7 protein-coding genes are annotated in these 13,404 nt (G+C 63.2%); 3 read left to right on the top strand and 4 right to left on the bottom strand.

The genetic code is table 11. From position 1 onward, the window contains the following. Positions 1-197 precede the first annotated feature (197 nt). Entirely contained in the window at positions 198-1,112 is a 915-nt protein-coding gene (locus ACYVHC_RS19005; protein WP_460615382.1) for a DUF6544 family protein, read from the top strand. A gap of 48 nt (positions 1,113-1,160) precedes the next feature. Here ACYVHC_RS19005 and ACYVHC_RS19000 read toward each other — a convergent pair whose 3' ends face one another. The 3 genes from ACYVHC_RS19000 to ACYVHC_RS18990 form a co-directional block, all read right to left on the bottom strand. Further along, positions 1,161-3,056, bottom strand: coding sequence for a glycoside hydrolase family 13 protein (locus ACYVHC_RS19000; protein ID WP_460615381.1), 1,896 nt, complete (start codon positions 3,054-3,056; stop codon positions 1,161-1,163). A gap of 335 nt (positions 3,057-3,391) precedes the next feature. After that, positions 3,392-5,038, bottom strand: coding sequence for a helix-turn-helix domain-containing protein (locus ACYVHC_RS18995; RefSeq protein WP_460615380.1), 1,647 nt, complete (start codon positions 5,036-5,038; stop codon positions 3,392-3,394). Positions 5,039-5,144: 106 nt separating this feature from the next. Continuing rightward, positions 5,145-6,929 carry a S41 family peptidase gene (locus ACYVHC_RS18990; protein ID WP_460615379.1) on the bottom strand — a complete coding sequence of 595 codons (1,785 nt, stop codon included), beginning with the start codon at positions 6,927-6,929 and terminating at the stop codon, positions 5,145-5,147. 950 nt (positions 6,930-7,879) lie between these two features. On the opposite strand from ACYVHC_RS18990, the gene mobV reads away from it, so the two are divergent. Both mobV and ACYVHC_RS18980 read left to right on the top strand, forming a co-directional pair. After that, positions 7,880-9,526 (top strand): MobV family relaxase, encoded by a 1,647-nt coding sequence (gene mobV, locus ACYVHC_RS18985; protein WP_460615378.1) that lies wholly within the window; start codon positions 7,880-7,882, stop codon positions 9,524-9,526. Between the two features lie 163 nt (positions 9,527-9,689). Continuing rightward, positions 9,690-10,142, top strand: a complete 453-nt coding sequence (locus ACYVHC_RS18980) for a hypothetical protein (RefSeq protein WP_460615377.1) — start codon at positions 9,690-9,692, stop codon at positions 10,140-10,142. A 275-nt stretch (positions 10,143-10,417) separates the two neighbouring features. Here the strand turns inward: ACYVHC_RS18980 and ACYVHC_RS18975 are convergent, their stop codons facing one another. After that, positions 10,418-13,375, bottom strand: coding sequence for a CehA/McbA family metallohydrolase (locus ACYVHC_RS18975; protein ID WP_460615376.1), 2,958 nt, complete (start codon positions 13,373-13,375; stop codon positions 10,418-10,420). Positions 13,376-13,404: the final 29 nt, after the last annotated feature.

Genomic DNA, 13,404 nt, shown 5'->3' with positions numbered 1-13,404 from the left:
AACTTTGAGCGTCCTACTTAACTTACTATTCAAGTTACCACTCTGGCGCCCGGATAGCGCCCTCAGATAGTCCTATTTGACCAAGGGCAATTTCGATATGTTCCTGACGGTGGGGGTTGCGCACCCTGATCAGTAAGCTTTTTTATGGCTGGTTGCCTACTGACTAGTGCAGTAAACCCTCTATTACCTGTTTTGCCATGCTTAAAAAAACTACCATCGGGCTGCTGGCTACGATAGCCTTTGCTGGCCCCCTAGTCGGCTTATTTCTTGCGCGCCGGGCCGGGGCCTGGCGCCGGCGTGCGGATGTGCAGCGGCTGTTTGCTTTACTACCAGAGGGCGCTGGCACAGTGTACCATGAAGCGGCGCTGGATGGCCTGCCCGCGCCCGTACAGCGCTATTTCCGCCGTGTACTCCGCGACGGTCAGCCCTACCTGCGAAGCCTGCGCCTGCGCCACACCGGTCAATTTAAAACCGATTTGCAAAAAAGTTGGGTAGCCATCACCGGTGAGCAGTACATAACCGCCGACCCGCCCGGCTTTATCTGGGAAGGAACTACCCGCCAGTTCGTGGCGCGCGACGAATTAATAGCCGGCCGCGGCCGCCTCGCGGTGCGCTTGCTGGGGGCCCTGCCCATTGCCGGCGGCACCGGGCCGGCCTACGACCAGGGGGAACTGCTGCGCTGGCTGCTGGAATGCACCTGGCTGCCCACCGCGCTGCTGCCCAGCAATTCCATCACGTGGACGGCCATTGACAAAAATCAGCCCGGCTTACGCTTACCCACCGGGGCCAGTCCGTTTCCAGCCTTGCCCGCTTTAATGAGCGGGATGAGCTCGCGGAATGCGAAGCCCTGCGTTTCATGGACGCTACCACGCAACGGCCCTGGGTTGGCCGCTTCCAACACTATCAGGAGCGGCACGGCGTGCTCATCCCCACAGTCGGGGAAGCTAGCTGGGTGGTGGACGGCCGGCCGATGCCCTACGCCCGCTTTCTCGTGCGGACGCTGGAGTACAACCCGGCCGGGCCGTACTGATTCTCCCCTCGGACGAGCCGGTAAGGGGCTGGGCAGCCCCTTACCGGCCCCCTGGCTGGCCCGCCGGGGCCGCGCGCATTAATAAAAGCTGAAAAGGCATCCGGTCGACCTTGGCGGCAACCCGTCCGGCTTAGCGAAGTTCCCACACCAGGGCGGAGTAGGCCGGCACACTGGCCGAGTCTAGACCCGCCACGGCGGCCTCCGTCAACACATCCCAGGCCGCGGTGTAGCCCCGCAGGCGTTCGGCAAAGCGCTGCAGGGGCACCGTTTTCGCGGCCGGGTTGCAGTTCAGCATCACCATCACGGCGTGGCCCTGGGCATCGTGGCGGAAGTAAGTGTACACGCCGTCTTCGGGCACAAAGTGCGTGAGCCGGCCGGAGTGCAGCACCGGGTGGGTTTTGCGGTAGGTGGCCAGCTGGCGCACGTAGGCAAACACCTCCTGCTGGGCCGGGGTGCGGCCGGCAACCGTAAAGGCGTTTTGTTTGTCACCGGGAAATCCGCCGGGAAAGTCTTCGCGCAGGAGCCCGTCGGGGCGGCTGAAGTTTTTCATCAGCACCTCTGTGCCGTAGTACAGCTGCGGGATGCCCCGCTCGGTGAGCAGCCAGGCCAGGGCCATTTTTTGCTTGCGCACGTCCTCCCCCAGCACGGAAAACACCCGGTCCACGTCGTGGTTGTCCAGAAAGATGACGTTGCGGCGGGCATCTTCGTACATCCAGTCCCCCTGCACGGCGTAGTAGAGCTTGGCCACGCCCTCCGCGAACCCGGCCGGCTTGGTCAGACTTTCGAGCAGGGCCTGGCGCAAGATGAAATCAATGGCCCCCGGCAGGTTGCTTTTAAAGCCGTTCACGGGTGGAAACACGTTGCGGGTCCAGAAGGCCTGCTGGGCTACGCCCTCGGCTTCCTGCATCCAGGTTTCGCCAAACATGCCCAGCTGCGGATACTCCTCCAGGATGGCCAGGCCCCACTGCATCAAAAACGCGGGGTCGGAGTAGGTGTAGGTGTCCACGCGGTAGCCATCAAGGCCCGTGTATTCCACCCACCAGAGAAAGTTTTGAATTAAGTAGGTTGCCACCAGCGGGTTTTCCTGGGCCGGGTCGGGCATGGTTGTGTCAAACCAGGTAGTGCTGAACAACTGGCGGTCCCGCTGCGCGACGTGCGGGTCGTTTACCGTCCCGCTGCGGTAGTTGCCCCGCGTAAAGGTAGGCCACTGGTGAAACCAGTCCCGGGCGGGCTGGTCAAGCCACAGGTAATGAAAGCTGCCGATGTGGTTGAGCACCACGTCGTGAATGACCTTCAGGCCCTGCTCGTGGGCTCGCTGCACGAAGCGCACATAGTCCTCGTTGCTGCCGTAGTGCGGGTCGATGGTGTAGTAGTCGGTCAGGGCGTAGCCGTGGTAGCCCGCCTTGGGCATGTTGTTGTCCACCAGGGGCGTGGGCCAGATGGCCGTCACGCCCAGCTCCTTCAGGTAAGCAAAGTGCTGCTCGATGCCCCGCAAGTCGCCGCCGTGCCGGGCATACAAAGAGTCGCGGGCCACCCCGGGGGCGCGGTTGCCCTTTACCACGTCGTTGCTGGGATCGCCGTTGGCAAAGCGGTCAGGCATGAGCAGGTAAATAAAGTCGGCGCTGGTAATGCCCTGCACCTTGGACTTGTCGCCGGGCGTGGTGCGGGCGCGCAGCTCGTACTCGTACTTTGTGGATTTAACGCCCGTAAACTCCAGCTTCAGCTTACCGGGTCGGGCGTGGGGGCGGATGGTCAGGTTTACCACCAGATAGTTGGGGCTCTCCAGCTTCTGAAAGCTGTCTAAGGTTACCCCTTCATATGCCTTGAGGGTAGCGGTGCTGCCGGCAATGCCGGGGCCGTGCACCAGCAGCTGCAGCTTGGGGTTTTTCATGCCCACCCACCAGAACGTGGGGTCGATGCGGCGGATGGCCGGGGGGCCGGGCCGGGCCCCCCGGGCGGAAGGTGGGGCAACCAGGAAACTAACGGCAAGCGAGAGCAGCAGGCAAAGCTGTTTCACAAACGACATACGGTGTAAGTAAAATGCGGCGCGGCACCAGCGGCCGCCGGGTGGGAGAAACATGGCGTCCCCCGCCTGACCAAAGCCTGGCCGAAGGGATTCCGACAAACGTAGCTTCCTTCCCGGCCGGGCCGGGCCCCACTTTGCTAAGCCGCCCCCTTATCCCGATGACGGCAGGACATATATCTGTTTATCAGATAGTTGTGCTTGCGGTAAACTGGTTCGTTTTTCCAAAGGCGGTACTTTGGGAATGGGCACCAGATCCTACCGGGGCGGGAAAAACGTTCCGGTCGCCCGCTTAAGCGGCCGCCGGGTTCTGGGCTCACCCCGCTTCTAACCACTTTTTACTCCGCGCGGGCGCCGCTGAAAAACTCCCGCGGCGTGTGGTTGGTGTGCTTTTTAAAGGCGCGGTTAAAGGCCGTTTTTGAGTTAAACCCAACTTCCTCGGCCAGGGCAAGCAGGGTGTACTGCCGGGCCGGCGGGGCGGCCATGAGCCGCTTGAATTCCTCTACCCGGTAGGCGTTTATAAAGTCAAAGAAGTTTTGGTTGAACCCTTCGTTGATTACTTTGGAGAGGACATGAGGGGGCATTTTCAGTTCCGCCGCCAGCTCGGGGAGGGTCAGGCTGGGGTTAAGGTAGGGCTTGTGCTGCTGCATAAAGTCGGTCACCGCCGCCTGCGCGGCCGCCAGATCCGGCACCTTCAGCGGGCGAACCGGGCGGGAAGCGGCCGGGGGCCGCGCTGACTCGGGATCAGGCTCGGGGGCCGGAGCGGCCGGCCCCGGGGACGGGAGTGAGACCGCAGGGGCCGGGGCCAGCCGGAAAATCGCGGGTTGATGCAGCACGACGTAGCCCAGGAAGTAGGGCAGGGTAGAAAACGCCAGCCAGATCAGCGCCTGGGTGCGGGCCGCCAGCGTGTACACGTCGAACGGGACCCAGCAACTGGCCAGGACCAGCCCAAACAGAAAGCTCCACAAAACCAGGCACACGGCCTGGATACCTAGCACCGTGGCCAGGTAGCGCAGGTTCTGGGCGTAGGACCCGCTGGCCTCGTACTGCCGGGAGTAGGAGCGAACAAGCCGGCGGCACGCCAACCAGTAGGTCGTATTGGTTAGCAGCGCCGCCAGCCCGGTAATCAGCAGCACAACTCGCAGGCCGGTATCGTGGCTGATCAGCCGCAGCTGAAACTCGTAGCTGTCGAGCAGCAAGTAGGGCAGGTAGACCAACCCCTGCAGCACCGTAGGTAAAAAAAAGCGCCACGGGCGGCGCGATGGCTCCTCGCGGTAGAGCAGCCGGCGGATATAACCGTAAAACAGGGGTCCGTAGAGAAACCAGATAAGGTCCGGCACCAGCGTCAGCGTCGGGTAGGCGTTGGCCACCGTGCGGTCGCTGCTGACCACCGTGATCAGGGTGGCGCCGGCGCCCAGCCCCAGCAGCCACAACAGCCAGCGGTTGGCCGCCCGGTTGGCCTGCTGTATACTCGGGATGGCAATCAACAGCAGTACCCCCTGAAAGCACGAAAACAGCAGCAGCAGATCGTAGAGGGAGTAAAACTGGAAGGTGCCGCTCAAATCCTCCCAGCTCTGCACCCGGACTTCCACGGGGCCGCCCTCCGCCTGCGGGCGCGTGGCCACGCGGTTAGCCCGCACCTGCCCGTGCCCGCTTCCTTCAATGGAGGCCCAGCTCCCGCGCGATACTTTGAATTCCAGCCGGGGGAGGGGCGTGCGCACAGTAAGGCCCCACAGGCCATTGGCCTGCCGCCGGAACCGGTAGCGGGCATCAGCCGGCTGCCAGTGATTAAAAGAGCCAACCAGGTAGAGCGCCGCGTCGGCGGGGGTACTGGCGGGTAAGCTGGTCAACACGAAGTGGTAGGCTACCGGCTGGCGGGCGCTGTCGTCGTCAGCCCGGGGCGGGGCGGCGGCCCACCCGGCCCCGGGCAATCCCGCTACCAGGACGAAGACTACCCAAAAACCAAAGCAAATTCGAGCAAACACGTGGGGGCGCGGTTGAAAGGAAAGAAAATTACAAGCCGAATGTAGCTTTCCTGGCATCAACAGCACTAGTCCCGCAGTAAGTAATACATGGCCGGTACTGGCCCCCTTACCGCCCGGGCCCCGGCGGCGGGGAAGTTAGCCAGTGAACGGCCTGCTCCAGGGCAGCATCTTGGTGCTGTTGAATAGAGCGGAGCGTGGGATCAACGGCTACTGCCGGAAATATGCCTTTTCCCTGGTAGGGCTCCTGGTCTCGGTTACATACCCGCCGTCCGGTCCAGCTTAAGCGGAAGTGGTGGCTTATACTGACAAAGTTCATTTCCCCGTTGGTGCCCCCGGTTGGTTGTCCCAGCAGCAAACCCAGGTGGTAATGCCGAATTAGCTCCACCAGGGTTTCCCCGTAGCTGTACGTGTCCGGCCCCACCAGAAAAACAGTGGGGGTAGTTACCTGAGGGGAGCGGGCAGCTATAATGCTGCGTACGGAATCAAACCTGGCGGCCGTAAAATCCGGGGCCCGCAGGACGGGGGTGGCCAGCCAATCGGAGTAGAGCGCCGTCGGGGTCCAGTGCGCCAGGGCTTCCTGCATCCCGTAGGCCGGCCGCTGCCGCAGGTCAACAATCAGCCCGCGGGCGTGCTGGAGCGCGGGTAGCTGCCGCAAGAAATCCGCGTACCGTAGGCGGGATGCGTCCAGGTAAACTAGGCTATCCCGAAGATTGCGGAACGCTCCCGCCCGGCTAGCCGGGAGACGCAGCTGCCGGAAGCTCACCGGGAAGCGGTGCACCGTATCGCTGCTAGTGCGTATGGTGAAATCAACTGCCGCCCCCTGGCGCCAGAAGTAACGCAACAGCTGGTGCACGACCACTTGGCGCCCCCCAAGGCCCCGGCGGGCGCTGGTTTGGCGCTGCAGGCTGTCAAGCACCTGCTCCGTGGGCCGGCCGTTAACTTGTTCCAGGATGCTGCCCATCGGACACAACGCCGCCCATTTCCCCCGGGAGCGGGCCACCACGGTGCGGCCATCCGGCAGCAGCGCAAAGCCCAGCGCAAAGTCCGGGGGCGTTATGTAGAGCCCCGTGCGCGTTTGCGGGGCCACCTGCACGTGCCGGTCGCCGAGCCGGGCCACCATTTGCTGACAGGCAACCAGCAAGGAGGCGTCCGTTTGCGCAGCATTGGCAGCGAGCAGCCCTTCGTGCAGGGCGCCCGGCCAGTCGGCCTGCCGGAGCTGCTCGCGGTAGGGGTAAAACTGCTGCAGGACGTTCCAGGTCTGCATAATCAGGGCCAGCCGGTGCGCCCGTTGACGCACTAGAAAGCGGCGCGTCCGCGCCTTAAAGGCAATGGGGGCGTAGGCTTGCGCGGTCGGCAGCACGAGGGGAAGGATGGCCGCCACGGAATCCCCAAGCGGTAGGGTATAAGCGGCCGGCAGCTGCGCTGTGGGGGGAGCGGCTACCAGCCGGCTGGTGAAAGGCAGGTGGGCCAGCCGCATCATGAGCGATACCAGGCCCAACCCCTGCTTGTCCAGGTTGAGGCTGTGGTGCTCCCACCGATAGGCCGGCCCCCCGGTAATGGCGGGCGGGAGCGAAGGTTTTTCCGGACCCTGTACTACCACGGCGGGGGCGATGGTGCTAAAGGCTCGCCGCAGAGTGTCCCTGAAAGCTCGGGTGGAGGGGGCATGCAGCACCCCGGGAAGGGTAGCCACGTAAAACGCGGTCCAGTCCGCCCGGCCAGTAGCTTGGTTGGGATAGAAGTACCGGACGCTGCCTGCCAGGCGCGTAAACAACATGAGGTGTCGCAGCTGCTGGGCCGTGAGCAGTTCAGGAGCGGGAGCCGGGGCATTTATCGGCTGACTCACCGTCGGGCAGCTCCAGAAAAGGCAGACAATAAGTAGCAGGAAACGCATCAGGTCAGCAGGGATTTCTTCCTGCTAGAGGCGAAAGGCTCAGGCCAGGTTGCAGCGTCCCCCGGCGATGCGTTTCCGGACCATGGGTCATGAGCGAGGATTCTACTAGCTGGCCGCCGTTGCCTACCGGACCCGGCGCCGAATTTAAGGGCGAAGGTGAGCCTGTACTCGCCCGGTGCCTGGGCGAAACTGGGGGCCGTTAGGCCAGGGTTTGCGGGCGACGTGGACGACAATGGCTGGGGCACTGGACAGCCAAATTCCGGCGCCCAGATGCCGAGCAAGGTGCTGGCGGATTAACAGCAATATAAGGGCGGCGCGCTGGTTTTCAGTTTACCGTGAAAGGGCTAGCAGGGCCAGGGGAGCAGGGTATGGGGTGGTGTCCACGCAAGGGTGTACCGAAGATACGACGCGTTGCCAGTCCGGCGCCCGGAGCGGCGGCGAGTATTACACTTTTTCCAGAGAGCAGCTTTACTCCGGCTTTAGGCATGGCTTTGTCCAATCGCAACAACCGGGAGTATTGGCACGGGTGCCCGAAGCTGGGGTTGGGATGGGTAGGGCAGTAGTTAGTACCCCGCGGCACCGGCACTTCTTATTAGCTCACCAGTGCTTACTGATCCATTCGCTAGGCTATGTATTGGAACCCTTGCCAGGGCGCCGAACGCCCTAGCTGCCCGCTGATAATGGTTTGTAAAACCCGCTGCCGGAGGCTGGTGCAGATGAACGCACAAGCCAGACAGCCCAGCTACGAGAGGCAGCATGTGCCGCATTCAGGGTAAGCAAGAGTATACACTTCCTGCGGAAGGGAGTCGAACCAGCAGGGGGCAGGCGAGACGTTCGGTAGGGACGGGCGGAATCGTTCAATGTATAACTCACTACACATTGGTGCGTAAAAAAGGGAGCAACCAGGAGGCAGCTGTACTATCCTATTCTATCGATACCTACTTCGTTGTATGGCGTTTGCGATTATCCGCGTTACCAAAATTACTAGCCGGGAGCAGGCGATCAGCGTTGCTCATCACAACTACCGCACCCAGGAAACTCCCAACGCCGACCCGGCCCTGCGGCACCTGAACCAGGAACTGGTTAACCACGCGCAGCGCAGCTACTGGGACCTGGCCGGTGAGCGCATCGCGGAGCTGCAGCTGCCGCGCTTGCGCAAAGATGCCATTCGGATCGTCGAGGTGCTGCTCACGGCCAGCGAGGAAAAGTTTCCCAAGGACCCTGCCACCGGCCGGCGAGCCGACATTCGGGAGTCGCCCTGGGTTCGGGACAATCTGGACTTTTTACAGAAGCGCTACGGAGCCGAAAACGTGATCGGGTGCATGCTCCACCAGGACGAGAGCACGCCTCATCTGCATGCGCTGGTGGTCCCCGTCACGCAGGAGCCGCGCCTGCACCAGGGTGAAAGGAGGGGGCCGGCCGAGCGGCTCTCGGCCCGGGACCTGTTCAGTCCCGCCGCTCTGCGGCAACTGCAGACCGACTACGCCCGGGCAATGGCCCCGTATGGCTTGCGGCGGGGCGTGGAATACAGTACGGCCATCCACCAGGATGTGCGCCGCTACTACGGGGCCCAGAAAACCAGCCAACGCGAACTGGCCGAACTGACCAGACCGCTGGTGCCGACGGCCATTCAGCTGCCGGCCCTAAAGGCACTGGAAAGAGTCAACCCCCAGGCGTATCTGGACCGGGAGCAGGCCCGCCTGAATGAGCATCTGGTCCGGGAGGTGGCCGCCGTCAATGCCAAGCTGGCGCAGGTATCCGCCATCGCCACTGCGAACACCCTGGCTCAGGAACGGGTGCGGGTTCTGGAAAAGCAGCTGGCCACCAGCAAGGAGCGTGAGTTGCAGACGGCCGCATCCCTGCAGCAGAAAAGCCAGGAGCTTACCGCAACCACGCAGCAATTGGAGTCCGTGCGGCAACGCTTGCACCAGCTCGTGGTCCGGACTGCCCAAGGCGAACCGCTTACCGCCCAGGCCCGGGAGTGGGCAACCCGGCAGCAGGAGCAAAGCCGACGGCGCGCCGAGCAGGTGGTCGGGGACTTTCTGCAGGGACCAGTCAACGACCCGCGCCATCTCAACCAGGCGCTGCAGGCCAAGGGCTACACCGTGTACCACCCCCCGGGAGAAGACCAGCTGCTGGTGCGGGAGGAAAGCACCCAGGTGCGCTTCCCGCTAGCCGCCCTGCGGCCGGGAGGGGAGGACCTGGTCGGGCAGTTGCAGCGCGCGCTGGAGCGCACCCGGCAGCAGGAAGAGCAGCAGCGGCGGGAAAAGCTGGCTCAGGAGCCCGGGGCCCTGCAGGCCGTCATTACGGCGCGCGACCAGGACCAGGCCCACCGCATCCAGGCGGAGCTGGAAAAGGCCGGCGCCAACGTGTGGCAGGTGCAGGCCCAAGAGCAGGGGCGGGTGCTGCTGCGCGTCAGCTACCACTTCGACTGGAAAACCGTGGAGCCCATCAGCCAGGTACTCGAACGGGTGCAGCGCTCAACCGGCACCAGCCTGGAGGAAAGCTACGCCCATCAAGCGACCCGGACCAGCGCCGTGCGCTCAATGGAGCGGGAGCGCGAGCCCCGGGACCGGTCCCGGGGGCTGGCCCGCTAGGTTTTTGATGGGCAACCGTGACGGGCAGTGCTGCCGAAAAAATGCCAAGCGGGGAAAGAAAGTGAACGATGCGGAGTGCCTGTTTGAGAAAGGCTCAATCAGGAGGCTGCCCAATTATGGCGAAAAATTACTGTAAATTTGCTTGCTATATGAGATCACCAAAATGAGTTCAGGTCCCGCTTCGCAGGTGGCAGAAGGGGTATGGACCCTTGGCTTTTATACTCTCACCTATCAGGATAATCCGCCCCTGTTGCGTGGTAGCAACTCGCGTGCCCTAAGTCCGGAGGAAATCACGGAGACCTGTGAGCTCCTGTTAATAGCCTCGCAGCAGCTCCAGTGCCCGTACTGGCTGCTGGACGGGCGGGCCAATGCCCGGCATCAACCGAGGGAACTGCACGAGTGGATGCGCGAAGACTACTTTCCCCGGGTGCGGGCCGCGCTTGGTCAGCGGCCCCAGGTTGCCTTTGTGGTGGCGCCCGAAATCTGGCATGGACTCCCGGCGCGCGGGTATGAAGCGCCGCCGGAATGGTCTTCCTTTTCCCTGCACGCCAATTGGTTTCAGGAGGAGGCCCCGGCCCTGGCCTGGCTGCAGCAGCAACGAGAAGCGCACGGCTAAACCCTTCCCCATAAAGGCATGCTCCGAGCGCTAGTTGCCGGGGTCATTTCAACTAGCTTTTCAGGCCATTATGAAGCAGCATCGAGTCCTAGCCCCGCCCACCTTGCAAGCTCGCCCGCGCCCTTTGAGCCTCTAATACCTGAAGTTGTTCCTACTCCACCCACTGTCGCGGGGCCCCTTTTCAGGCACCCCGGTACTAGGGTAGGCCGCAACTGAAACCGCCCCATCCAGCAGTAGGACGGGGCGGTGGCATGCAAAGCGAAAAGATTTGAATGTTAGTAAGTGAGCAGTAATCGGCTCTGGCGGGTTTCTCCACCCCCGAGCACGCGTACCTGGTACACTCCCGCCGGCAGGCTGGCAGGGAGCACCAGCGAAACCTGCTGCTGGTAAGTTGCGGGCGTCAGCTGCTGCTGGCTAACCACCTGCCCCAGCAGATTTACTACCTGCACCTGCACCCGTACCTGCTCGTAGCCGCGCAAGGACAGCTGCGGAACCTGCCCGGCGGTGGGGTTGGGGAATACCTGGGCCTGGCGCTCCTCGCGGGCGCCGGGCATCAGGATCCGCACCTCGCTCAAGTGGGCCTGCCCATTCTGGTCCAGCTGACGCAGGCGGTAGTAAGTGCGCTGGGTCAGGGGCCGGGGATCCAGCCACTGGTAGGTACGTGGGCTGGTGCTGGTGCCGCCCGCTGGCAGGCGGCCGGCTTCCACAAACGTGCGCCCGTCGCTGGAGCGCTCCACCACGAAGGCAGCACTCTGCACTTCCTGCGCCGTTACCCACCGCAGCACCGCTTGGTGCTGGCCCTGGAGCACGGCCGAAAAGCTGGTCAGCGTTACCGGTAGCACCCCGCTTAGGTCGCGCCGGGTGTAGCGGATGGGAGCCGTCCATACCTTGTCGCCATCGGCCTGGGTGATTACCGCATAATAGTAGTACGTCGCCCCATTGGGAATCGGATCGGAGTAGCGAAGGCTTGCCGCCCCGGCCGTCGACGTAAGGGTAGTAGCCAGTTCTCCGCTGCCGGGGATACCGGCCACCAACTCAATGGCGGCAACGGCCTCCCCATCCTGATCAACTACGTTTACTTCCAGGGTGGGGGCACCCGGCTGGGTTAGCTGGCTGCCCATGGGCTGGCCGCTGATCGTCAACGTAACTTCCACGTTGGCATCATCGGCGGCATAGAAGCGTCGCTGCTGGAGGGCTTCCAACAGGGCTGGTCTTGTCAGCTCAGGAGCCAAGACCACCAGACGAGAGTAATTGGTGCGCCCAAAAGTGGAGTTGTGGTTGTCGTGGTCCATAGTGGGGCCCACGTGATACCCTTGCTTGAGGGCATCCTTGAAGCGGGGCTCATAGGTGGAGCTTACCGCGTCGGAGTAATCCGTGGCCGTGGAAAAGGCTGGCCCCGAGCGCATGGCCATGCCAACTACAACCTGACTGGCCACTGGATTCAGGGGCGAGGTCAGCAGGTTGTTATAGTCAGAGGAGTTGGGGTGGGCCAGGTAGGCCACGGCTCCCGTTTGCTGAGCCAGGGTAGCAAACAGCCCCTGAGCGCCGGTGTAGTCGCCCTTCTGCACGAACACGTCGTAGTTGCCGGGCTCCCAGCCGATCAGTTGGTCGTAGCCGTAGACTACCACGTGGCCGCCGCCGGAAATAGTACCCCACTCCATGCCGTAGAGGGCCAGGAAGGTGCCGTCCTGGTTGGCTTGGTCGGCCTGCTGCAGGCCTTTAGCGTAGGAGGGGCGCAGCATGCCCGCCGCCTCGTGGTTGTGCTCGGAAATGCCCAGAAAGTCAAATTTCTCCGCCAGGCGCGCCAGCCCATAATCGTCGTAAGGAGTTACGGCTCCCGAGGTAGCGGCGTCCTTGTTACCATCGGAATAGGAAGAGTGCGCGTGCAGGTTGCCCCGGAAAAAGCGGTACGTACCCGGGGTGGGCACGGGGGTGAGGGCGAAACTAGGGGCGGGGGCAGTCGTCAGGTAACGGCTGCTGCAGGTTTCCCCGTTTAGGGCATAAACCACGGCGTAATAGGTGCGGCCGGGAGCCAGACCGGTTACCGAGACGGAAGTGCCCGCCCCGCGGTACACCACGAACTCATTTGGGGCCATGGCGCTGCCCCCGCCCAGGCGGGCATTGGCTGCGTAAGCCGTGCCATCCACGGGCAGGGCCTGGGGGGCTTCCCCATCGCGAACCACCACCAAGTGCTCGGCGCCATCGCCTGGCGTCCAGCTGAGCTCCAGCTGGTAGCTGTTGGCGGCGGTAGCCGTGGCCTGGGAGGCCGGAGTGGTGGGAAGCGCTGCGAGCACGCAGGGCTCGGTTGTAAAGGTGCCAGCGGCTACCGGCAGGGGCTGGTAGTTGGTGGCGCAGGAGCTTCCATCCGCGTCAAAGATGGCGTAGGAATAGGTTGTGTTAGGCTGCAGGCCAGTTACTGACACGGCCGTTTCGCTACCAAAAGCTACGGCATACTGCCCGGGGGCAACCAGGGTTCCGCTGCCCAAGAGTGGGGAAGGCTGGTAGGAGACTCCATCCGTGGGGGCCGCAATGGGGGCAGTGCCTGCGCGCACAACCAAGAGCCGGCGGGCCGCGCCGCCCGCTTCCCAGCTGATGTCGGCTGAGGTGCTGGTCAGCAGATCCACGGAGCTTACGGCCGTCACTGGGGCGGGCTCCGGGGCCAGGGTACAGGGCGCGGTGGCGACAATGTTATCGAATAACGCAAATTCAGTTGCCGTCGTCGCGTGATTCCAGAACGGGCCCGTGTAAGGCAGGACCGTGGTGGCATACGTGTCATCCACGGCAGTGCCCAGGGGAGTATAGGTGGCCGTCAGCGGGTCCTGAAAGGTACCGGTGTTGGTGCCGGCTTCGAGGGTCCAGCGGTTGGTGGCCGGATCAAAAAGCACGCGCAGCGTCAGGGGCTTGTTGGTGTAGTCGGACGCGTTGGTGCTGACCGTGGCCAGCACCCGGTTAGCGGAGAGACCGTTGGAGAAGCGCACCAGCTTGATGGGGTCGGGCGTGCCGGAGTTGCCCAGGATAACGGCGTAGCCCACGCCGGTGAGCAGGTTATCGCTGCTGGCAGCCAGTACATAAGCTACGCCATAGGAAGCAGCATCAAAGCCGGCGGGGTTGGTGCGGGACTGTTGCATGTTCCAGGCCCAGCTTAACACCCGGTCGTTGCTGCCCAGCACGGGGTTGTAGCGGGTGGAAAGATCACGGACTATGAACTCCCGGCCGCTGGTTCCCCCACTCATTTTAAGTTGATTGCCAACAATTCTGGCCC

It is taken from the genome of Hymenobacter seoulensis, assembly GCF_054780535.1.
The sequence above is the reverse complement of the archived record's forward strand: the minus strand, read 5'-3'. Positions and strand labels throughout refer to the sequence as shown.

Coding starts and splice junctions, on each gene's coding strand:
- ACYVHC_RS18990 (WP_460615379.1), bottom strand. CDS start 6,929: ATGCGTTTCCTGCTACTTATTGTCTGCCTTTTCTGGAGCTGCCCGACG.
- mobV (WP_460615378.1), top strand. CDS start 7,880: ATGGCGTTTGCGATTATCCGCGTTACCAAAATTACTAGCCGGGAGCAG.
- ACYVHC_RS18975 (WP_460615376.1), bottom strand. CDS start 13,375: ATGAGTGGGGGAACCAGCGGCCGGGAGTTCATAGTCCGTGATCTTTCC.
- ACYVHC_RS18980 (WP_460615377.1), top strand. CDS start 9,690: ATGAGTTCAGGTCCCGCTTCGCAGGTGGCAGAAGGGGTATGGACCCTT.
- ACYVHC_RS19005 (WP_460615382.1), top strand. CDS start 198: ATGCTTAAAAAAACTACCATCGGGCTGCTGGCTACGATAGCCTTTGCT.
- ACYVHC_RS19000 (WP_460615381.1), bottom strand. CDS start 3,056: ATGTCGTTTGTGAAACAGCTTTGCCTGCTGCTCTCGCTTGCCGTTAGT.